Annotated in this window: 22 protein-coding genes; 16 read left to right on the top strand and 6 right to left on the bottom strand. The window is 70.0% G+C overall.

What is annotated here, in order from left to right; all coding sequences use genetic code 11:
- Together WYM_RS09080 and WYM_RS09075 are read right to left on the bottom strand one after the other, a co-directional pair.
- Nucleotides 1-702, bottom strand: a 702-nt coding sequence (locus tag WYM_RS09080; RefSeq protein ID WP_026059687.1) for a chaplin family protein, incomplete at its 3' end; no start/stop codon positions are given.
- A gap of 98 nt (nucleotides 703-800) precedes the next feature.
- Nucleotides 801-1,766 (bottom strand): hypothetical protein, encoded by a 966-nt coding sequence (locus tag WYM_RS09075; protein WP_019180518.1) that lies wholly within the window; start codon nucleotides 1,764-1,766, stop codon nucleotides 801-803.
- A gap of 600 nt (nucleotides 1,767-2,366) precedes the next feature.
- On the opposite strand from WYM_RS09075, the gene dnaB reads away from it, so the two are divergent.
- Nucleotides 2,367-3,740 (top strand): replicative DNA helicase, encoded by a 1,374-nt coding sequence (dnaB, locus tag WYM_RS09065; protein WP_019180516.1) that lies wholly within the window; start codon nucleotides 2,367-2,369, stop codon nucleotides 3,738-3,740.
- Between the two features lie 42 nt (nucleotides 3,741-3,782).
- Here the strand turns inward: dnaB and WYM_RS09060 are convergent, their stop codons facing one another.
- Nucleotides 3,783-4,274: a MarR family winged helix-turn-helix transcriptional regulator gene (locus tag WYM_RS09060; RefSeq protein ID WP_019180515.1), complete on the bottom strand. Its 492-nt coding sequence runs from the start codon at nucleotides 4,272-4,274 to the stop codon at nucleotides 3,783-3,785.
- Nucleotides 4,275-4,355: 81 nt separating this feature from the next.
- Between WYM_RS09060 and WYM_RS09055 the strand changes: the two genes are divergently transcribed.
- The 10 genes from WYM_RS09055 (at nucleotide 4,356) to WYM_RS09010 (ending at nucleotide 14,186) form a co-directional block, all read left to right on the top strand.
- Nucleotides 4,356-5,420, top strand: coding sequence for an LLM class flavin-dependent oxidoreductase (locus tag WYM_RS09055; protein ID WP_019180514.1), 1,065 nt, complete (start codon nucleotides 4,356-4,358; stop codon nucleotides 5,418-5,420).
- Nucleotides 5,417-6,082 carry an NADPH-dependent F420 reductase gene (locus WYM_RS09050; RefSeq protein ID WP_019180513.1) on the top strand — a complete coding sequence of 222 codons (666 nt, stop codon included), beginning with the start codon at nucleotides 5,417-5,419 and terminating at the stop codon, nucleotides 6,080-6,082. Before WYM_RS09055 ends, WYM_RS09050 begins: the two co-directional genes overlap by 4 nt.
- Nucleotides 6,075-6,953, top strand: a complete 879-nt coding sequence (locus WYM_RS09045) for a VOC family protein (RefSeq protein WP_019180512.1) — start codon at nucleotides 6,075-6,077, stop codon at nucleotides 6,951-6,953. The genes WYM_RS09050 and WYM_RS09045 overlap by 8 nt, the downstream gene beginning before the upstream one ends.
- Nucleotides 6,954-7,011: 58 nt before the next feature.
- A complete protein-coding gene (locus WYM_RS09040) occupies nucleotides 7,012-7,689 on the top strand; it encodes a response regulator transcription factor (protein WP_019180511.1) in 678 nt (225 codons plus the stop codon).
- Nucleotides 7,682-8,986, top strand: coding sequence for a sensor histidine kinase (locus WYM_RS09035; protein WP_019180510.1), 1,305 nt, complete (start codon nucleotides 7,682-7,684; stop codon nucleotides 8,984-8,986). Before WYM_RS09040 ends, WYM_RS09035 begins: the two co-directional genes overlap by 8 nt.
- Before the next feature lie 56 nt (nucleotides 8,987-9,042).
- A complete protein-coding gene (locus tag WYM_RS21730; RefSeq protein ID WP_019180509.1) occupies nucleotides 9,043-9,783 on the top strand; it encodes a hypothetical protein in 741 nt (246 codons plus the stop codon).
- Nucleotides 9,784-10,243: 460 nt separating this feature from the next.
- Nucleotides 10,244-10,960 carry a GIN domain-containing protein gene (locus WYM_RS21090; RefSeq protein WP_019180508.1) on the top strand — a complete coding sequence of 239 codons (717 nt, stop codon included), beginning with the start codon at nucleotides 10,244-10,246 and terminating at the stop codon, nucleotides 10,958-10,960.
- Between the two features lie 83 nt (nucleotides 10,961-11,043).
- Complete coding sequence (locus WYM_RS19770) at nucleotides 11,044-11,862, top strand: hypothetical protein (protein WP_157525034.1); 819 nt, start codon at nucleotides 11,044-11,046, stop codon at nucleotides 11,860-11,862.
- A gap of 102 nt (nucleotides 11,863-11,964) precedes the next feature.
- The gene (locus WYM_RS19765; protein WP_019180506.1) at nucleotides 11,965-13,089 is read left to right on the top strand and encodes a class I SAM-dependent methyltransferase; all 1,125 of its coding nucleotides are present in this window, start codon (nucleotides 11,965-11,967) and stop codon (nucleotides 13,087-13,089) included.
- Nucleotides 13,090-13,115: 26 nt separating this feature from the next.
- Nucleotides 13,116-14,186, top strand: coding sequence for an alpha/beta fold hydrolase (locus WYM_RS09010; RefSeq protein ID WP_019180505.1), 1,071 nt, complete (start codon nucleotides 13,116-13,118; stop codon nucleotides 14,184-14,186).
- A gap of 54 nt (nucleotides 14,187-14,240) precedes the next feature.
- Here the strand turns inward: WYM_RS09010 and WYM_RS09005 are convergent, their stop codons facing one another.
- A complete protein-coding gene (locus tag WYM_RS09005) occupies nucleotides 14,241-14,684 on the bottom strand; it encodes a DUF6194 family protein (RefSeq protein ID WP_019180504.1) in 444 nt (147 codons plus the stop codon).
- 85 nt (nucleotides 14,685-14,769) lie between these two features.
- Here WYM_RS09005 and WYM_RS09000 point away from each other — a divergent pair, with 85 nt between their 5' ends.
- The gene (locus WYM_RS09000) at nucleotides 14,770-15,477 is read left to right on the top strand and encodes a MerR family transcriptional regulator (RefSeq protein ID WP_019180503.1); all 708 of its coding nucleotides are present in this window, start codon (nucleotides 14,770-14,772) and stop codon (nucleotides 15,475-15,477) included.
- Here the strand turns inward: WYM_RS09000 and WYM_RS08995 are convergent.
- Complete coding sequence (locus WYM_RS08995) at nucleotides 15,467-16,393, bottom strand: SDR family oxidoreductase (protein WP_019180502.1); 927 nt, start codon at nucleotides 16,391-16,393, stop codon at nucleotides 15,467-15,469. The two genes, WYM_RS09000 and WYM_RS08995, sit on opposite strands and share 11 nt — an antisense overlap.
- Nucleotides 16,394-16,508: 115 nt before the next feature.
- Entirely contained in the window at nucleotides 16,509-17,348 is an 840-nt protein-coding gene (locus tag WYM_RS08990; RefSeq protein WP_019180501.1) for a helix-turn-helix transcriptional regulator, read from the bottom strand.
- 156 nt (nucleotides 17,349-17,504) lie between these two features.
- Between WYM_RS08990 and WYM_RS08985 the strand changes: the two genes are divergently transcribed.
- The 4 genes from WYM_RS08985 (at nucleotide 17,505) to WYM_RS08970 (ending at nucleotide 21,509) form a co-directional block, all read left to right on the top strand.
- Complete coding sequence (locus tag WYM_RS08985) at nucleotides 17,505-18,869, top strand: APC family permease (RefSeq protein ID WP_019180500.1); 1,365 nt, start codon at nucleotides 17,505-17,507, stop codon at nucleotides 18,867-18,869.
- A gap of 10 nt (nucleotides 18,870-18,879) precedes the next feature.
- The gene (locus tag WYM_RS08980) at nucleotides 18,880-19,632 is read left to right on the top strand and encodes an EI24 domain-containing protein (protein WP_026059686.1); all 753 of its coding nucleotides are present in this window, start codon (nucleotides 18,880-18,882) and stop codon (nucleotides 19,630-19,632) included.
- 159 nt (nucleotides 19,633-19,791) lie between these two features.
- Nucleotides 19,792-20,703, top strand: a complete 912-nt coding sequence (locus tag WYM_RS08975; RefSeq protein ID WP_019180498.1) for an ATP-binding cassette domain-containing protein — start codon at nucleotides 19,792-19,794, stop codon at nucleotides 20,701-20,703.
- Nucleotides 20,700-21,509, top strand: a complete 810-nt coding sequence (locus WYM_RS08970; RefSeq protein WP_019180497.1) for an ABC transporter permease — start codon at nucleotides 20,700-20,702, stop codon at nucleotides 21,507-21,509. Before WYM_RS08975 ends, WYM_RS08970 begins: the two co-directional genes overlap by 4 nt.
- The last annotated feature ends 4 nt before the right edge of the window (nucleotides 21,510-21,513 follow it).

The following is a 21,513-nucleotide window of genomic DNA, read 5'->3' as shown; positions in this document are numbered from 1 at the left end:
GGTCGACGTGCTGTCGCCGAGGACCGAGATGGTGTTCCCGACGGCGGTGATGGGTGCCGTGACGGGTGCGAGGACCTGGGTGCCGCCGAGGAGGGAGTCCTCGCCGTCGGTCGAGCCCTCTGCCCCGTTGCCGGTGGAGCCGGTGTTCCCGGTGGTGGTGCCGGCGTCGGTCGACGTGCTGTCGCCGAGGACCGAGATTCCGTTGCCCGCCACCGTCACGGGGACCGCGATGGAGGCGATCCCCTGGGTCCCCGAGAGCAGGCCGCCCTCGCCGGACGTCTCCGCCTCGGCCGCTGGAGCGGACGACGCAGCAGAGGCGGCGGTGCCGGCATCCGTCGACGAACTGTCGCCGACGACCGACACCGCGTTGCCCGAGACCGTGATCGGCACGCTCACCGACACGATCCCCTGGCTGCCGGAGCCGATGCCGTCCTCGCCGCTCGTGGTCGCCGAACCCGGAGCGGGGGCGGAAGCCGGCGCGGGCGCCGAGGCGGTCGCGCTCTCGCTGGTGGAGTCGCCGATCACCGAGATGGCGTTGCCGGTGAGGTTGATCGGAAGTGTGACGTCGACGAGCGCTTGGGTGCCCGAGAGCAGCCCGTCCTCACCGGTCGTCTCGGCCGCATTGGCGACCGTCGCGCCGAGCAGCGTGATGCCGCCGGCCAGTAGCGTGCCCAAGAGGGCGCGCTTGTAGAAAGTACGCATGATGTTCCCCTTCATGAAGTGATCGGTGGACAGCGCGTGAGGACGCGCTGATGCTCAGCCGCACAAGCTCACAGAGAGAGCCGGCGGCGTGGAGCCGATCAGTCGGGGGAGACGTCGGTGGAGCCGGCAGGCGCCGGCGGCGCGTGCTCGTCCTCGAGTCCGGCTCGAAGCACCCAGGCACGGTGTGCATCGAGAGGACCGAGGGCGGCGATCGCCCAGGCGCCGGGACCCGCACCACCGGGTCCCGAAGAAGCAGAGGAAAGGCAGAGTCCCCCGGCCGAACCCGGCACCCCGCCTGCGCCGGGCGCAGTGGAGGTCAGGGTGGTCGAGGGAGGAGTATTCGCGGGAGTCGCCTCCGGCAGACCGCGCGTCGCGGAGAGTGCGCCGCCGGAGTACGCCGTGGTCGCGGCATCCGTCGCCGATGCGATCACGGCGGCCGCGACATCGGCGCTGACGTCGGAGGCGAAGGGCTCGCTGGGACCGGTCGTACCCGGCAGATCCGGGATGCCGGAGACCGGGGGCTGCACGCCCGGATCTGCTGTGGCAGGGGGCTGGCCGACCGTGGCGCCGGTCTCGTCCACCGCTCCGACCACGCCGCCCAGAGTGTCGTCCGCGGTTCCGCTGAGGTCGGTGACCGCGTCGTCCAGGCCGACCGCTCCGACGAGGCCGCCGACGATCGGGACAGCGGTCACCAGATCGACCACAGGAGCGGTGACACCGCTCACGACGCCGCTGGAGGCGATGTCCGACACAGGCCGCGTCACGGTGGTGACGACCGCGCCTGCGGTCTGCACGACGGCGCGCACGGGCTGCTGCACCGGCGCGGGTACGACCTCGACGACGGTGTCGACCACGCCGGTCACGCCGCCGGTGAGCGTCGCGGTGGTGTCGGTCACGGCTCCGGCCGTGTCGTCGACGAGAGAAGTGACGGCACCCAGCAGGCCTCGGTCGTCGCCGTCATCAGCCTGCGCGTTTCCGGCTCCGAAGCCGAGGACGAGGGTGAGGACGATCCAGGCGAACGCGGCAGTCACGCCGATCAGGGCGAGTCGCACGGTCTTGGGCATCTGCCTCGAGACTGCGAGTTCCACGTTCACCTCCCACGACGAACAATGCCACACGTTCCGAACGGATCGTGCGTGAGGGTGCCTGGAGTTCAGAGATTAGCGTGTACCCGCCTCGCGTGTCCAGCCTCTCGGCGACGCGCGCGGGCGCGCACTCGACTGGCGCGGAGCGCGGAATTGTGCACAGGTCGGCGCCTGGCGCGAAACCTTCAAGCCGCACTTCAACCACATCCCCCTCCACAGCCTGTGAAACGGAGGAAGGCTGGTCAGACGGCATTTCCAACGTCGATGGCGCCAAATACCCAGGAGTTGTCCACAGCGGTTGTTCACAGGTATGTCGGCGTTTCACGCAGACTCTCCACACAGTTATCCACAGGCCGTGTTGCGAGTGTCGGAGGCCGTCCTTAGCGTGGGGTCCGGCCCACTCGGGGACTCGCGTCACACCGGCGTGACGGGGCCGTGATCGCGCAGCACAGCGCGGCGAAGGAGCGGGATGCCGAGGCATCCCGCCGTTCGATCGTGCGTGCGCAGGAACGGTGAACGTCCGAGCGGGTCGACGACGAGCCGAAACGACGGCAACCCGACCTGAAGGATGCGCAGCCTATGTCGATCGCCGACATCTCCGAGGAGCGGATGGGGGGCCCGCGCGAGTACGAGCGCACTCCCCCGCACGACCTTCTCGCCGAGCAGAGCGCCCTGGGCGGCATGATGCTGTCGAAGGACGCCGTCGCCGACGTCATCGAGACGCTGCGGGGCACCGACTTCTACATCCCGAAGCACGAGCTCATCTTCGAGGCGATCCTCACTCTCTACTCGCACGGCGAGCCGACCGACGTCGTGGCGGTCACCGACGAGCTGATCAAGACGGGCGAGCTGCAGCGCGCCGGCGGTGCGGATTACCTGCACACGCTGACTTCGATCGTGCCGACCGCGGCGAACGCGGGCTACTACGCGTCGATCGTGTCGGAGCGCGCGCTGCTGCGCCGCCTCGTCGAGGCCGGCACGAAGATCGTGCAGATGGGCTACTCGGGTCAGGGCGAGGCGCTCGACCTCGTGAACAACGCCCAGGCCGAGATCTATTCGGTGACAGGCACGGAGGCGGCCGAGGACTACGTGCCGCTGACGATCGCGGTGGACGCCGCGGTGGAAGAGATCGAGGCGGCCCGCGGCCGCGACGGCCAGATGACCGGCATCCCGACGGGCTTCTCCGGCCTCGACCAGCTCACGAACGGCCTGCACCCCGGTCAGATGATCATCATCGCGGCGCGACCCGCGATGGGTAAGTCGACGCTCGCGCTCGACTTCGCGCGCGCCGCCGCGATCAAGCACGACTTCCCCACGATCTTCTTCTCCCTCGAGATGGGGCGCAGCGAGATCGCGATGCGCCTGATGAGCGCCGAGGGCGCGATCCCCCTGCAGTCCATGCGCAAGGGAACACTCGACTCGCGGGACTGGACCACGATCGCCGCGACGAGGGGACGTATCAACGACGCCCCGCTGTATATCGACGACAGTCCGAACATGACGCTCGTCGAGATCCGCGCGAAGTGCCGACGACTGAAGCAGAAGGCCGGCCTGAAGATGGTCGTCATCGACTACCTCCAGCTCATGACATCGGGTAAGCGCGTCGAGTCGCGTCAGCAGGAGGTCTCGGAGTTCTCGCGGGCGCTGAAGCTGCTCGCCAAAGAGCTGCAGTGCCCTGTCATCGCACTGTCGCAGCTGAACCGTGGCCCCGAGCAGCGCGCCGACAAGAAGCCCGCGCTGTCGGACCTTCGCGAGTCGGGCTCGATCGAGCAGGATGCCGACATGGTGGTGCTGCTGCACCGCGAGGCCGCCTACGAGAAGGAGTCGCCTCGCGCCGGGGAGGCGGACCTCATCGTGGCCAAGCACCGCAACGGCCCGACCGACACCATCACCGTCGCCTTCCAGGGCCACTTCTCCCGCTTCACCGACATGGCCCCCGGCGACTTCGGGTAGCTTCGCCGCTCAACCGGCGGGGTCCCGGTTGACGACGCTTCGTCACTCGGCCGCTTCACCGGTCGTCGGAGGGAGCCCGAGGTGAGACCGGAGCGTCTTCGTGGTGTCGTCGATCCCAGCGAGCTGCGCGTCTGTGAACGCGTCGATGAAGTACCCCTTGACCGCCTGCAGATGGGGGATCGTACTCGCGCGGAAGGCGCGCGCACCCTCGTCGGTGAGCACGACCTGGGAGCCTCGGGCGTCATCCGGGCACGGCTCTCGTCGTATGAGCCCACGCTTCTCCATGCGACCGAGGTGGCCGGACAGCCGGCTTCGCTCCCACTCGATGTGCGTGGCGAGCTCAGAGGAGCGAAGCGATTTCCTCTCCGTTTCGCTGAGTGCGAGCAGCACCTTGTAGTCGCCTTCGGAGAGTCCGGAGTCCGCCTGCAGTCGCGCCTGCACGCGAGCGCGAAGAATCTCGATCGTCTGGATGTAGGCGCTCCACACCGCGAACTGCTCGCTCGTCGGGAGACCACTGCGGGGGAATACCGTCATCGTTTCCTCTGTTAGTTGAGATGTGAATTACCTCTGGCACGATTTACATGTCAATTACACCTCACGGACGGGAACACTGTGATGGATGCCTCCGCTATCGAGTTCGGGATCGACACGTTCGGCGACCTGCCCCGCGATGATCGGGGCGGCATCATGTCGCACCCGCAGGCGATCCGCGCGGTCGTCGACGAGGCGGTGCTGGCGGATGAGGTCGGGATCGACGCCCTCACCGTCGGTGAGCACCATCGTCCCGAGTACGCGATCTCGAGCCCGGAGACGGTGCTTGCCGGAATCGCCACCGCCACCAAGCGCATTCGATTGGGGTCGGGCGTCACGGTCCTGTCGTCTGACGACCCGGTCCGGGTGTTTCAGCGTTTCGCGACCGTCGACGCTCTCTCGAACGGTCGGGCGGAAGTGATTCTTGGGCGAGGCTCCTTCACCGAGTCGTTCCCGCTGTTCGGCTACGACCTGAAGGACTACGAGGTGCTGTTCGAGGAGAAGATCGATCTGTTCCATCAACTCCTCGATGAGACGCCTGTCACGTGGGAGGGCACAACCCGAGCGGCGCTGCACGATGCCGACGTCTATCCCAAGACGGAGTCGGGGCGACTGAAGACGTGGGTGGGAGTGGGCGGCTCGCCGCAGTCGGTGCTCCGAACCGCCCACTACGGCTTCGGCCTCATGCTCGCGATCATCGGCGGGTCACCGGAACGGTTCGTGCCGTACGTCGACCTGTATCGAAAGGCGACGGAGCAGCTCGGCACGGTAGCCCAACCCGTCGGCATGCACTCGCCTGGCTTCGTCGCAGCGACCGACGAGGAGGCGAAAGAGCTGTTCTACCCCGGCTATCGAGAGATCCGCGACCGCATCGGGGCCCTGCGCGGCTGGCCGCCGCTGCGCCGAGAAGAGTTCGACGCCGATGTGGCCGGGGGCTCGCTGTACGTCGGCTCGGCGGAGACCGTCGCCCGCAAGATCGCCCGCGCGATCCGCACCCTCGACGTCGGGCGATTCGACATGATCTACTCCGCCGCCGGCACCGTATCCGCCGCGGCCCGTCTCCGCTCGGTCGAGCTCTACGGCACGCGAGTCATCCCTCGGGTCCGAGGACTGCTCGCCGAGAGCCGGATTCCCGAGGCGGTGCGATGACGACGACCATCGGCATCCTGGGCGCAGGCAAGGTGGGCACCGCGCTGGCGCGTCTCGCGCTCGCGGCGGGATACCGGGTGCTCGTGGCCGGATCCGGCGATCCGGCAAGGATCTCGCTGTCCACCGAGGTGCTCACCCCCGGTGCGACGGCGGTACGCGCAGCCGAGGCCGCTCGACGCTCCGACGTGGTGGTCCTGGCCCTCCCACTGAGCAAGTACCGATCTCTGCCCGTACGCGAACTCGCGGGAAAGCTCGTCATCGACGCGATGAATCACTGGTGGGAGGTCGACGGCCCGCGCGACACAGTGCTCGAGCCGGATGTCTCATCGAGCGAGGCCGTACAGCAGTTCCTCCCCGGAGCGCGCGTGGTGAAGGCGTTCAACCACATGGGCTACCACGATCTGGAAGATGGGGCGAGACTTCGTGCCCCAGCCGAGCGCAAGGCGATCGCGATCGCCGGTGACGCCCCCGAAGACGTGGCCATCGTGTCGGCGCTCATCGACCGGCTGGGCTTCGACCCGCTCGCGATCGGGCCCCTCGCCGAGGGTGCCCGGCTGGAACCGGGCACGCCCGCCTTCGGAGCGAATGTCGGTGCGGAGGAACTGAGCGGCCTGACTGGGAATCCCGCGGGGAACGCGATCGTTGTGCATTCACATGGATGAACTGGCCGCTGCTTCCGATCGTCTCGCCGCCGACACGGCGATGGGTGCGGTCACGCTGCTCGTCGGCGACCTCGACGGCATGACCCGGTTCTACCGGGATGTCGTGACCTTGGACGTGCTCGGCGCCGACGGCGATACGGTCGCCCTCGGACGCGCCGGCCGTGCCATCGTCGTGCTCGTCCATTCGCCTCAGCTGCGCCATGCCGCGCAGAACTCCGCCGGTCTCTTCCACACGGCGATCCTGTTCGAATCCCAGGCGGCGCTCGCCGCCGCGGTGTACTCGGTGGCCAGCCAGGTGCCTCGGTCGTTCAGCGGCAGTGCCGACCACCTCGTCAGCCAGGCGTTCTACTTCACGGATCCCGAGGGAAACGGGATCGAGCTGTACTGGGATCGCCTCCGCACCGACTGGTCATGGACGCATGGGCAGATCGAGATGGATTCGCTCTTCCTGGATCCGAACGCCTTTCTGCGCGAGCACCTCACCGAGGATGCCGCGGCCGGGGCGACCGCGTATGAGCCGGCTTCGGTCGGACACGTTCACCTGTCGGTCGGCGACATCGCGAGCGCTCGCGCGTTCTACGTCGGCGCCCTCGGCTTCGACGAGACGGCGGACTACCGCGGGTCCGCGCTGTTCGTCAGCGCAGGCGGGTACCACCACCACATGGCCATGAACGTGTGGAACTCGCGCGGCGCCGGCCCTCGGACGCCGGCTCTGGGCCTCGGGCGCGTGGACCTCGTGCTGCCGGGTCAGGACGACCTCGGTGAGCTCGGCGAGCGGCTCCGTCACCACGGCGTCGCCGTGCGCGACGATGGGCGCGGGCTCGCTTTCGACGATCCGTGGAAGAACGCCGTGCTCGCCACCGCATCCTGAGACATCGCTCGCGTCGCTTCAGGGACGATTCAGGCGGAGGCGGCCAGACTGGGAGCCGATGCGGATTCTGGTGGTCGACGACGAGGTGCGCCTCGCGGACGGCATTCGGCGCGGCCTCGAGGCCGAAGGCTTCGGCGTGGATGTCGCCCACAACGGCGTCGACGGACTCTGGCGAGCACGCGAGACGCGCTACGACGCGATCGTCCTCGACCTCATGATGCCGGGCCTGAGCGGATGGAAGGTCTGCGAGGCGCTGCGCGCCGAGGAGAACTGGACGCCGGTGCTCATGCTCACGGCGAAGGACGGCGAGTGGGATCAGGTCGAGGCGCTCGACACCGGCGCCGACGACTACGTGACCAAGCCCTTCTCGTTCGCCGTTCTCGTCGCGCGACTTCGAGCGCTGATACGACGTGGCGGAGTCGAGCGACCGGTGATCCTCGAGGCCGGCGATCTGCGGCTGGACTCCGGTTCGCGCACGGTCTGGCGCGGCGACGAGAAGGTCGAGCTGACCTCGCGGGAGTTCTCGGTGCTCGAGCACCTGATGCGCCACCGTGGCCAGGTGCTGTCCAAGCGCGATCTCATCGAAGGAGTCTGGAACGACGACTTCGAGGGCGATCCCAACATCGTCGAGGTCTACGTGGGCCACCTGCGACGCAAGGTCGACCGCCCCTTCGGTCGAGCGGCGATCCAGACGGTGCGAGGCAGCGGATATCGGCTGGCGGCAGACGGTGGCTGAGCGGCGGGCGCGCTCCCTCCGCGTGCGCATCACCGCGGTCGCGACACTGGCCGTCGGCATGGCGCTGATCGTGGGCGCCCTGGTGTTCTACGGAATCCTCGCCGCCAGCATCCGTGACGCCGTCGTCCGCGGCGCCGAGAGTCGCGCCGAAGAGATCGCGGCGCGGGTCGATGCCGAAGGAGCCGACGTGGTCACAGAACTCGAAGAGACCCTCGTGCAGGTCGTCGATCGGGCGGGGCAGGTGGTCGCGGCGTCCGAAGACGCCGCCGACGGCGATCTGCCGACCGCGGAGGGAACCCGGATCGTGACGTACGACGAGGAACGTGTGCTCGTGGTGCAGGAGGAGCTCGACCACGGCGGCCGGATCCTCGTGGGCGTGCCCGTGGAAGACGATCAGAGCACGCTCGCCACGGTGGCCGCGCTCCTGGCGTTCGCGGTCCCGGTCGTCGTCGGGCTGGTGGCCGCGGTGACCTGGTGGGTCGTGGGGCGTGCGCTGGGGCCGGTGTCGCGCATCCGCGAGGAGGTCGACGGGATCACCGCCGATCGGCTCGACGTCCGCGTGCCCGTGCCCACTTCAGGCGACGAGATCGCGGCGCTCGCCGGGACGATGAACCGCATGCTCGACCGCCTGGATGCCTCGGCCACCGCCCAGCGACGCTTCGTGGCCGACGCCTCGCACGAGCTGCGCTCCCCGCTCGCCACGATCCGCCAGCACGCCGAGCTGGCACGCGCGCACCCCGATTCGACCTCGATCGACGATCTCGCCGAGGTCGTGCACGAAGAGGGTCTGCGCATGCAGGAGCTGGTGGACGCGATGCTGCTGCTGGCGCGCCTCGCCGAGCATGCGCCGCTGCGTCAGGATCAGGTCGATCTCGATGACCTCGCCCTCGCCGAAGCAGAGCGCCTGCGCGCCGGCGGCATCGCGGTGGATGCCACCGGCATCGCCGCGGCCCGGGTGCTGGGCGACGCGCGGCTTCTCGGACGTCTCATCCGGAATCTCGCCGACAACGCCGCCCGCCACGCTCACAGCGCGGTGTCGATCGCGGTCGGAGAGCGTGATGCGCAGGTGGTCCTGACGATCGACGACGACGGCGCCGGCGTCCCGATCGCCGACCGGGAGCGCATCTTCGAGCGCTTCGTACGGCTCGACGAAGCCCGCGCCCGCGACGCGGGCGGCAGCGGTCTGGGCCTGGCCATCGTCCGCGCGATCGCCGAGGCTGAAGGCGGCTCGGTGAGCGTGGCGGACTCGCCGCTCGGCGGCGCGCGCTTCGCGGCGACCCTCCCCGCGGCATCCTGAACGCCGCTTCAGCATGCTTCAGGAACGCTTCAGCGGCCGGCGCGCACGATGGGGTCATGGATGACACGAACAGCACCGACAACCCCACTGCCGCCCACCCGGCCGACCACGCCGACACGCCTCCCGCGGCCCAGTCGCCCGTCATTCCTCCCGCGCAGAAGCGCTCGCCCCTTCGCGCCGCGCTGATCGCCGGCGGCGCTGTGCTGGCTGCCGCGGTCCTCGCCGGCGGAGGCTTCGCGGTGGGTGCTGCGATCGCCGACGATGACGAAGGCGACGACTTCGAGACCGTCAACGTCGAAGACCAGGACGACGACGCCTCTCGCGACACGACCGCGGCGGACGGCAGCGCCATCGGCACCGCATCGGCCGACGATCTCATCGACATCGCGGATGCCGCGGCCGCCGCCGCCGAAGGCGATCCGGTGTCGATCGAGCTCAAGCGAGACGGAATCGCGGAGGTCACCCTCGAAGCCGCGGACGGCGCCGAGACCGAGCTGCGCGTCGTCGACGGCCAGGCGTCGGTCGTCTCCACCGACGGCCCCGACTCCGACGACTCGGCGCCCGCCGCCGTCCTCGACGATGCGGCCATCCGGGCGATCGTCGAGGCCGCCCTCGGCGAGGCGGACAGTCGTGTGCTCGAGATCGAAGCGGACGACGACGGAACCTCGCTCTACGACGTGACGGTGGTCACCGGCACGGGTGATCTTTCGGAGATCGGCCTGGACGCGGACTTCGGGATCTTCAGCACCGACGCCGACACCGACACCGGCGCCGACAGCACCGACACGGACGACTGACGGCGCTGAGCTCTTGGTCCCTGAGCCTGTCGAAGGGCGCTTCGACAGGCTCAGCGACCGGTGCTCGGAAGGGCGCTTCGACAGGCTCAGCGACCGGTGCTCGGGAGGGCGCTTCGACAGGCTCAGCGACCGGTGCTCGGGAGGGCGCTTCGACAGGCTCGGCGACCGGTGCTCGGGAGGGCGCTTCGACAGGCTCGGCGACCGGTGCTCGGGAGGGCGCTTCGACAGGCTCGGCGACCGGTGCTCGGGAGGGCGCTTCGACAGGCTCGGCGACCGGTGCTCGGGAGGGCGCTTCGACAGGCTCAGCGACCGGATGTTCGGGCCGGGTCGCGTGCTCCGCAGGGCACGTGACTCTCGAGCCCCCCGGCTGTCGGCAGACAACGGGGGGCTTACCCCCGTTCGGTTTCGCCGCCATCTCTATAGGCTCGGCACTGTTCGGACCTACGAACGGGAGGCCGTCATGCGCACTGCTGGATCATCCGTCGCGGTCATGGCCGCGGCATCCCTTCTGCTCCTCACCGGCTGCTCTGCGCCGCTGTTCGTCATCAACCCGAGCGAGACCGGCGCGAGCGATGACGGTTCGCCTCAGGCGAGCCCGGACGAGAGCTTCCTCGACGCGGATCCCCTGCAGTCCGAGACGCGGGAGATCACGGCTGTCACCACGGTCGTCCTCGACACCGCGGGAGACCTCGTCATCACGCGAGGCGAGCCCAGTCTCGTGATCCACGCATCGGAAGACACGCTCGGGCGTCTCACCTCCGACATCGAGGGAGACGTGCTGGTGCTCGGAACCGAACCCGGTGTCAGCTACGGCGAGGTTCGCTACGAGCTCACCGTGCCCGACCTCGGCGCCGTCGAACTGAGCGGCTCGGGCGATATCGAGTGGGAGAGCGTCGACGGCGACCGCACCGAGGTCCGGCTGTCGGGCTCGGGAGACATCGAACTCGCCGGCGCGACCCTGGAGCTCGCGATCTCGATAGACGGCAGCGGCGACGTCGACGCCGAAGACGTGGACGCGCAGAACGCGTCGATCGCCATCGACGGATCGGGTGAGGTCGCCGTCTCGGCGCGCGACACCCTCGACGTCGAGATCTCCGGCAGCGGCCGGGTCACCTACGTCGGCGATCCGTCGCTCACGACGAATGTGTCGGGCTCGGGCGAGATCGTCCGGGAGTAGAGATCGATCTGGCCCGAACGGGCCAGGTGGCTCTGGCCCCGCTGAGCGACGCGGTCCTCCGGCCGCCCGCGTTGACTCGGGGCATGCGATCACTCCTCTCCTATCCCACTCCCACGCACGCCTCCGACCTGCCCGGGATCGACCCCGCAGGCAATCCGAGCCACGCCCCGATCGGCGGTCTCCTGATCGAGTCACGACTGAACGGTCCTCGTCGCTCGGCCAACGGAGGATTCGCAGCCGGAACCTTCGCGCGGCACGTCGACGCGGATGTCGTCACGGTCGTCCTCCGCCGTCCCGTGCCGGTGAACCGGACTCTCGCCGTCGAGCACGACGGACGCGGAGGCTGCGTGATCTCGCGCCGCGGAAGAACCGTCGCGCTGGCGCGTCCCGGGCACCTCGCCGACGCCGAGGCGCCGGCGTCCCCGAGCTTCGACGAGGCGCTCGAGGCGCGCTCCCGCCACCCCCTGACCGGCGTCCGGCACGCCCTCTCGGACTGCGTGGTGTGCGGGCCCGCCCGCGCCGACGGCATGCGCGTGACTCCCGGATTCGTTCCGGAGCGCCCGGAGCTGCTCGTGGCGCCGTGGCAGGTCGGCTCGGCGGAGTCGACGGCGGGGATCGCGCACCTTCGGGCGGTCTGGGCCGCGATGGACTGCACGAGCTTTCCGGCTTCGGCCCTCCGAGAGCGACGGCTCTGCCTGCTCGGCACGATGACCGCGAAGGTGGAACGCCGCCCGCGCGTCGGCGAGCGGCTTGTCGTTTACAGCTGGACCCGCGGCGAATACGGTCGTCGGTACGAGACCTCCGTCGCACTCGTGGACCGTGCGGGCGACACCGTCGCACGCGCGGATGCCACCTGGGTCGCTCTCGAACATCAGCGCCTGCACGCGCTCCTGATGCGATGACCGTGCGCACGGCGCGAGCGTCGGCAGATGGCCCGATCCTGCCACCGCCGATGGCAGGACTTCGCGATGCGGGTCGGACCCGCCAGAAAGTTGACTGAGGCCATGAACACAGACATCGAAAACCTCGTCCCGCAGGCGACTGTCCAAGGCGGGCCCACGGAAGCGCTAGCCGAGCGACTCATCGAGGCGCTGGTTCCGGCGCTCGAACTGCTCACCGTGGAGTTCGGCCGTCGACTCGGCCTGTATGCCGCGCTCGCAGAGAACGATGGCGCAACCGCCGGCGAGCTGGCCGCGATCAGCAGGATCGACGCCCGCGTGGCTCGTGAGTGGCTGGAACAGCAGGCGACAGCCGGATTCCTCCGCGTCGACCGGCCGAGCGCCGATCCTGATGAGCGCCGCTTCGCCCTTCCCGCCGCCCACATTCCCGTGCTGCTCGTGCCCGAGAGCCCGGCGTACGCGATCGGCGCCGCCACGATGCTCAGCGGCACGGCCTCGGCATTCGAGGCAGTCGTCGAGGCTGCGCGGTCGGGCACCGGAGTGTCGTACGGCGCCTTCGGAGCCGGTGTCCGTCATGGGCTGCAGCAGCTCAACCGGCCCGGGTTCGTCGGCGAGCTGACCGAATGGATGGCCCGACTGCCCGATGTGTCGGCGCGCCTGCGCTCCGGTGGCCGCATCCTCGACCTCGGCTGCGGGACCGGGTGGTCTTCGGTCGCTCTGGCCCGGCTGTTCCCCGAGGCGACCGTGATCGGCGTCGACCTCGACGACGCGTCCATCGCGGAGGCACGGGCCCTCGCCGCAGCGGAGGGCCTCGCCCCGCGTCTGCGATTCGAGCAGGCGGACGCCACCGATGGCGAGGCGATGGCCGCTCTCACCGGCGGCGGGGCGCAGCTGGTGACGATCTTCGAAGCCCTGCACGACATGAACGAGCCGCAGGATGCTCTCGACGCGGCCCGTCGCGCCCTTGCAGCGGACGGCGCGATCCTGGTGGGCGACGAACGGGTCGCCGACGAGTTCGGCCCCGACGGGGACTTCCTCGAGCGTCTCAACTACGGGTTCAGCGTGCTGCACTGCCTCCCCGCCACGATGGCCGAGGGTGCGGGAGTCGCCAACGGCACGGTGCTGCGTCCGGCGACGCTGCGCGCATGGGCAGCAGGCGCCGGCTTGAACCGCGTCGACGAGCTCGACATCGAGCACCCGTTCTGGCGGTTCTACCGCCTCGACCGGTGACGGGCACCGCGCCCTAGACTGACCGCGTGCTCGACGGGGACCAGGTCGTACGCCACGTTCGCTTCGGCGACGGCGACATCGCCTGGTCCTCGGTCGGCTCAGGACCGGTGATCGTCCTCGGGGGATGGTGGTCCAGCCATCTCGTCCACGACTGGGAGTCGCCGCAGTTCCGAGACTTCGTCACGCGTCTCGCCGAGCACTTCACCGTCGTCCGCTATGACCCGCCCGGGGTGGGTCTCTCGCGCCGCGTCGGCGGGGTTTCGAGCGAACTCGCACTGAACGTCCGGGCGCTCGCCGCGGTGATCGAGGCATGTTCGACCGCACCGGTGATCCTGGTCGCCGGATCCTCCGGGTGCCCCGTCGTCGTCGCCCTCGCCGCCGACCGGCGCGAGGTCGTCGATCGACTGGTTCTCTACGGCGGGTACCTTCGAGGTGCCGATGTGGCGGCACCGTCGGACCGCGACGCCATCGTCGCACTCGTGCGCCGCAACTGGGGGATCAGCTCGCGGATCCTCTCCGAGATCTTCCGCCCCGACGCGACGGGCGAGGAGCGCCGGGCATTCGCCGCCGCGCAGCGACGGTCCGCATCCGCCGATGAAGCCGCGACCGCGCTGGCAGCGGTCTACCAGTTCGACGCGTCGGAGCACGCCGGTCGGGTCGCGGTCCCGACCCTCGTCCTTCACCGGCGGGGCGATCGTGCGATCCGCTTCGCCCTCGGCCGTGATCTGGCCGACAGCATTCCCGGGGCGCGATTCGATGCACTCGACGGCGTCGATCACTTCCCCTGGTACGGAGATGCGGATGCCGTCACGCAGCGCATCCTCTCCTTCCTGGGTGTCGACGAGCCGCCGCCTGCCATCGCGACCGCCGCCGCAGAAAGACCCGACCCCCTCGCGGCCCTGAGCACACGTGAGATCGAGGTGCTCCGGCTCGTCGGGGACGGGCTCACCGACGGCCAGATCGGCCAGCGACTCTTCCTCAGCCCGCACACCGTTCACCGACACGTCGCCAACGCCCGCACCAAGCTCGGGGTTCCGACACGGGCGGCGGCGGCATCCCTGGTCGCCGCCGCGGTCGCCGCACGCGACTCCTCCTAGGCGTTGGACGGGCGGCGAGCCGCATCAGGGCGAACGCGCGCTGCACTCCGCGCTTCAGCCGCGTTCGCGCCGGTGCGTCCGCGCCCGCGCCGCCTCGTGCGCCTCACGAAGCAGGCCGAGGACCGCCGCGGCCGTCCGGTCACCGGGGTTCACCACCGACACCCAGCCCGCCGACCCGTACAACGGGTGTGCGATGAACACGTCCGTCGCCGAGCCGGTGGCCTCGGCATCCGTCACCTGCTCTGCACGCTCACGACCGAGGTGGATGTTCACGCGGAACCGGCCGGGCGGGTCCAGCTCCGAGTCGGTGTCGTCGGGATAGTCCTTCGTGATGATCGTGCCGTAGGGCTGCGTCCGTTCGGGCATCACGCCGTCGGGGGCGTAGTAGATGAAGGCGTCGCCCCACGCCACTTCCGGAACGTCGCTGCCCGGTTCGGGCACCGCGACGAGCGCGCCGTCGAACGCGCGAACCGTCTCGATGATCTGCTGCATCTCCATCCCTCCATCGTGAGGTTCACGTGCTTATGTGGACTTCGGTGCCAGGAGAGGCGAGCATTCGAGCGTGAACCCTCAAGAGGATGGGATGAGGACGGCCGCTCTCGGCCGTCTGGTGGGCTATTCCACGCAGCAAGTGCGTGATCTCGAGCGTCTGGGCGTCATCCCCGCTGCGCAACGCCGTGCGAACGGGTATCGGCGGTATGACCGCCGGCACCTCATCGCGCTGCGGGCGTATCGCGCGCTCGTCGCGGCACTGGGAGCGGTTCCGGCCAGGCGCCTGATGCCGCGGCTGATCGACGGTCCGATCGATCTTGCTGCCGAAGCGATCGACGAGCTGCATGCCTCCCTTTCCCGGGACCGTACGAGAGTGCGCGAGGCGCTGCGCGGTCTGGATGCCGTGCTGGCCGACAGGGCCGACGTCTTCGACGACCGCGACGCCATGTCGATCGGCGAGCTGGCTCAGGCTCTCGATGTGCGCCCCTCGGCACTGCGGCACTGGGAAGAGGAAGGACTGGTCCATCCCGAGCGCATCCGCGGAACGGCGGCGCGTCGGTATGGCGGCGGGGCGATCGCCGAGGCGCGGATCGTGGCGGCGCTCCGCGCCGGCGGATACCCTCTTCCGCCGATCGCGCGGATCCTCACCGAGTTGCGTGCGCACGGCCGGACCGAGGACTCCCGGCGCGTGCTCGAGACTCGCCTCGCCGAGCTGAGCCGGCGGAGCATCGCACTGCTAGAGGGCGCCGGCGACCTCCACGCCCTCCTGTCGGAGCGCAGTGCCGGCGTCACACCGTGAAGCGCGCGCCCACCAGCCGCTCGGACTCGACCCATATCCTGCGGGCCTGATCCATATCGGCCAGCGGAGCCCACAGCTCCTGACGCGCGGGGTCGCCGCCGATCACGCGCTTCGGACCGTAGAACTCGTCCCCGCGGGCAGCCGGGTCGGTCGCCGCGACGAGGGCCGGCAGCGCCGCACTCTCCGCCGTGCCGGTGACGCCCAGATGGGAGAGGAGCGCGATCACCCTGCGCCCGCCCGTCGCCCTCGACCGCCCCATCCCCGGCTGCGCGGCGAGCAGATTCGTCGGCGAGACACCGGGATGCGAGAGATTGCTGGTCACGCCCCAGCCCTCGCGCCGGCTGCGAGCGTCGAGCTCTCGCGCGAACAGGCCGACCGCGATCTTCGACTGCGAGTACGACGTCATCGCGTCGTAGTTCTTCTCGCCGTTGAGATCGTCCCACTGGATGGCGCCGCGCCGTGCGGCGATGCTCGTCTGGTGCGTGACGCGGCCGCGACCCTCGCGCAGCAGCGGCAGCAGGCCGACCGTGAGGGCGAAGTGGCCGAGGTGATTCGTGCCGAACTGCAGCTCGAAGCCGTCGTCGGTGGTCTGACGGGTCGGCGGCGTCATGACGCCGGCGTTGTTGATGAGGAGGTGGATCGGTCGCCCCTCGTCCGTGAGCGAATCGACCAGGGACTGCACCGAGTCGAGCGAGGACAGGTCGAGGGCGCGCGTCGACACCACGGCGCCCGGGGCGGCGGAGCGGATGCGCGCCGCCGCACTCTCTCCCTTGGCCGCCGTCCGCACCGGCATCACGATCTCGGCTCCCGCCTGTGCGAGCCGCGTGGCGATCGCGTAACCGATCCCGTCGCTGGCGCCGGTGACGACGGCGAGCGAGCCGCGGAGGTCGGGGACGGTGAAGTCGGTGCGAGGCATGGGATGAGCCCTTTCGGTGGAGTCCGGTCTGCGTGCAAGACCATGCTCACCGCCCTCCGTCGGCGGATTCAGTGCCCGTCGATCCACTGACTGCGGATCCACCCCTCCGGGGCGGTCAGCGAAGCGACTGGGCGCCGATGACTGAGAGGAGCTGCAGCTTCTCGTAGCTCTCGCTTCCCGGCGCGGCGGTGTACACCAGCAGCCGATGCGACTGCTCCGGGTCGAGAAGCGTCTGACAGTGGAGCTCGAGCAGACCGACCTCGGGGTGCTCGAAGCGTTTGACCTCGACGGGCCGGATCCCCACCTCGTGGGTCGCCCAGAGCGCGCGGAACTCGTCGCTCTGCTCAAGAAGGAGTCCCGCCAGCTCCGCTGCCCGGGACTGCGGGCCGCGCAGGGTCATCAGCTCACGCAGGCCCGACGTGTACAAACGCGAGAGCATCGCCTGCTCGTCGGGCGGATACGGCCGCCGGGTGGCCGGGTCGGTGAACCAGCGATATCCGACGCTGCGCTCGGGTCCGTTCCGGCGCGAGGCGTCGCCGGTGAGGGCGACGCCCATCCGGCTCTGCCGCAGCGTCTCGCCGAGCTCGGTGACGATCTCGGCGGGGGTGTCGCTCAGCCTGTCGAAGATGCGGAGCAGGCCGGGGCTGATGTGCTGGCTCGACGCCCCGCGTGCGGGGGGATTATGGCCGGCGAGCCGGAAGACATGGTCGCGCTCGTCGAGAGACAGATGCAGTCCCTGTGCGATCGCGGCCACCATCTGCTCGGAGGGCTGCGGACCGGTGGCCCGCTCCAGGCGCGCGTAGTAGTCGGTCGACATGTGGCACAGGGCCGCCACCTCCTCGCGCCGCAGTCCGTCCGTCCGTCGGCGCGGGCCGCGAGACAGCCCGACGTCCTCCGGCTGCAGCGACTCCCGCCGACGGCGCAGAAAAGCCGCCAGACCTTCGCGATCGATCATCCGCTCTGCGCCTTCATGCTTCGTTCCTACCGCCATCGGCGTCGGCGTTCCACGGCCTGTCGATCCACCTCTCGTGTGCGATCGCAAACTCTAAGGCATCGGCGGCCCTTCGCGCGAAGGGTTGCTGGTCGCCGACGGAGCGAGTGGACTTGGGCGATGGTCAAGGACATCGCGGCGCCGTCGCCGGCCTCGTCGGGCGGCCTGAAGCGCGCGGTGGGCGGATTCCTGCTGTTCGCGTTCATCGTCGGCGACACGCTCGGCGCCGGCATCTACACGCTCGTCGGATCCATGGCGGCCGATGTCGGCGGGGTGATCTGGCTGCCGCTGCTGATCGCCCTCGTCGTTGCGCTGCTGACCGCGGGCACGTACGCCGAGCTCATCACGAAGTACCCGCATGCCGGTGGCGCCGCCCGGTACGTCGAGCGAGCCTTCAAGATCCCCTATCTCTCCTTCCTCGTCGGGTTCCTGATGATGGCCTCGGGCATCACGACTGCGGCCGCGCTGGCCAACGCCTTTGCCGGCGACTACCTCAGCCCGCTGATCGACGTTCCGCCGGTCCCCACCGCGATCGTCTTCATCGTCCTTCTGACCCTGATCAACCTGCGCGGCGTCCGCGAGTCGCTCACCGCCAACCTGGTCGCGTCGGCGATCGAGGTCACCGGCCTCGTCATCGTCATCGTGGTCGCCGGGATCGTGCTCGGCAGCGGTGGCGGCGATCCCTCGCGCATCTTCGAGTTCGCACCGGACGTGCCGCCGCTTCAGGGCGCGTTCGCGGCATCCGTCATCGCCTTCTTCTCTTTCCTGGGATTCGAGGCCGCGGCCAACATGGCCGAGGAGGTGCGCAACCCGTCTCGCGCCTACCCGCGCGCGCTCTTCGGAGCGATCATCACCGCCGCCGTCGTGTACCTTCTCATCGCCCTGGGCGCGGTGATCGTGCTGCCGCCGGAGGATCTCGTCGATTCGACCGGGCCGTTGCTGGATGTCGTGGCCGCCTCCGGTGTGGGCATTCCCTCCTGGCTGTTCGGCCTGATCGCACTGGTCGCGATCGCCAATGGCGCGCTGCTGTTCATGGTGATGGCGAGCCGCGTCGGCTACGGTCTGGCCGAGGCCGGGCTGCTGCCGTCGGTCTTCGGACGGGTTCTGCCCAAGCGCCGCACGCCGTGGGTGTCGATCCTCGTGGTGGCCGCCGTCACCATCGCGCTGACGCTCGTCGGAGACATCTCCACTCTCGCAGAGACGACGGTGCTGCTGCTGCTGCTGGTCTTCCTCGGGGCGAACGTGAGTGTGCTGGTGCTCAAGAAGGACAAGGTCGACCACTCGCACTTCACCGTGCCGCGCTTCGTGCCGGTGCTCGCGATCATCGCGAGCATCGTGCTGCTCACGCAGCAGTCCGGCACGGTGTGGCTGGGCTCGCTGGCGTACATCGCGGTCGGCTCGCTGCTCTATCTCGCGGCCCGCGCGGGGCGCAAGCGGGAGGACCGGCGCGCCGCGAGCGCGGAGACGCCGTCGTCGCCCGCATAGGGTGACGGTGATGCGCGAGTTTGCTCGGGGAGTGGCCTTCCTGGGGCGCGGGTTCGCCACCTGGCGCCGACGCCCGGGACTCATGGCGCTCGGCCTGCTGCCCGCCGCCATCGTGGGAGTGCTCTTCCTCTCGGGTCTTATCGCGCTGGGCACGTTCCTGCCCGGCATCACCGAGGCGGTGACGCCCTTCGCCGAGGGGTGGCCCTCGGTCTGGGCCACCGTCATCCGCATCGCCGTCGGCACGGCGCTGCTGGGGGGCGCCCTGGTTCTCGTCGCGGTGTCGTTCACGGCCCTGACCCTGCTGATCGGCGAGCCGTTCTACGACCGCATCTGGAAGGCGGTGGAAGCGGATGCCGGAGACCCGGCGATCGACGCCGACTACGGGTTCTGGCGGTCGATCGGCGACACCGTCGCACTGGTCGCGAAAGGCATCGGGGTGGCGCTGCTCGCGGCCCTCATCGGACTCATCCCCGTGGTGGGTGGTGTGCTCAGCACCGTGACGGCCGTGCTGCTCACGGGGCTCGTGCTCGCCGACGAGCTGAGCTCGCGCGCGCTCACCGCCCGCGGCCTCGCGCCCGCCGTGCGACGGGGCTTGATGCGGCGCCACAGAGCCCGGATGCTGGGATTCGGCGTCGCCACGCAGCTCTGCTTCCTCGTCCCGCTCGGTGCCGTCGCGACGATGCCGGCGGCCGTCGCCGGCTCGACGCTGCTGGCCCGCTCGCTCCTGGAGGACGCTCCTCCCGCGCCGGCACCGGGGCGGTGACGACGCAAGAACCGCTCGCAGCCCCACCCACCACCGAAGGAGGAGGGACCACCGGCCCTCGGGCGGACGCCGTGCTGGCACCCTGGTACCACGAGCCGGCTGCAAGATCCGTCCCCGCTCCGACGCGGGCACCGTATGCCGCTTCCTACGGTGGAACACATGATCACCGTTCAGAACCTGACCAAGCGCTTCGGCGCCAAGACGGCGGTCGACGACATCAGCTTCGAGGTGCGCCCGGGCGCCGTGACGGGCTTCCTCGGCCCCAACGGCGCCGGGAAGTCCACGACGATGCGGATGATCGTCGGTCTCGACCGGCCCGATGCGGGCAGTGCCACGATCGGCGGCACCACGTACCGCGAGCACCGCGCACCGCTGACCGAGGTCGGCGTGCTCCTCGACGCGAAGGCCGTTCACCCCGGCCGCAGCGCACGCGCACACCTGCGTGCGCTGGCCGCGACGCACCGCATCCCGGACGCGCGGGTGCAGGAGGTCATCGATCTCACCGGTCTGGGCTCGGTGGCCGACCGGCGCGTCGGCGGCTTCTCGCTGGGCATGGGGCAGCGCCTCGGCATCGCTGCGGCGCTCCTCGGAGACCCGCACACGCTGATCCTCGACGAGCCCGTCAACGGCCTCGACCCGGAGGGCGTGCTGTGGGTGCGCCAGCTGGTGCGGGCGCTCGCCGCCGAGGGACGAACGGTCTTCCTGTCGTCCCACCTGATGAGCGAGATGGCGCAGACGGCCGATGACGTCATCGTCCTCGGCCGCGGACGCGTGCTCGCCCACACGCCCGTCGGCGCTCTCGTCGACGGGGCCTCGCAGCAGAGCGTGCGCGTCCGCGTCGACGGCGCCGAGCGCCTGACCGCCCTCCTGGCGGCCGAGGGCGTCACCGTCGCCGGCATCGAGAACGACGTCGCCGACATCACCGGGCTCCCGCCCGCACGGATCGCCGAGCTGATCGTCGGCGCCGGCATCCCCCTTCACGAACTGACCCCGCAGCGCGCGTCGCTGGAGGAGGCCTACATGGCCCTCACGGCGGACGCCGTCGAGTACCGGACGGAGACCACGCGATGACCACCACGACCTTCACCCCCGGCCGCATCGGCCAGCCGGTCGCCTTCGGCGGCGTGCTGCGATCCGAGTGGATCAAGCTCCTGAGCCTGCGGTCGACCTACTGGTCGCTCGCCGCCGCGTTCGTGCTGTCGGTCGGCGTCAGTACGCTCGCCGCCTTCGCCATCGGCGGCCTCGCGCAGCCGGAAGGCGCCGAGCTGACGATCCCGGTCGGCCAGATCGGAGCCACCGGCCTGTTCCTCACGCAGCTCGTCTTCGGCGTGCTGGGAGCGATCGCCATCACCGGCGAGTACAGCACCGGCATGATCCGCTCGACCTTCACCGCCGTGCCCACCCGTACGCCCGCGCTCCTGGCCAAGTCCCTCGTGCTGTTCGTCGTCGCCTTCGTCGTCGGACTCGTCACCCTGGTCGTCTCGACCGCGGCCGGCGCTCTGGTCTTCAGCGCGCTCGGCCAGTCGCTGAGCTTCGACGAGTTCGGCGCCGAGATCGCCCTGCCGCTTCTCGGAGGAGCGCTGTACCTCGGCCTTCTGACGGTCTTCGCGCTCGCCGTCGGGGCGATGGTCCGCGCCGGCGCCGGTGCGATCGCGATCGTGCTCGGCATCCTGCTGGTGATCCCGAGCGTCCTCGCCGCCATTCCCGTCGAGTGGGTGCAGGAGGGCGGCCGGTACATGCTGTCGACGGCCGGGATGGGCCTCTCGAACGCACTGGCCATCGACGCCGACTTCTGGCGCAACCTCATCGTGACCGTCGCCTGGCCCGTCGTCGCGCTGCTCGGCGCGATCGGGGTGGTCCTCAAGCGCGACGCATAAGGTC

Origin of the sequence: Microbacterium yannicii PS01 (assembly GCF_000304335.1) — a bacterium.
GTDB lineage: Bacteria > Actinomycetota > Actinomycetes > Actinomycetales > Microbacteriaceae > Microbacterium > Microbacterium yannicii_A.
This window is presented reverse-complemented; position numbering and strand designations above follow the sequence as displayed.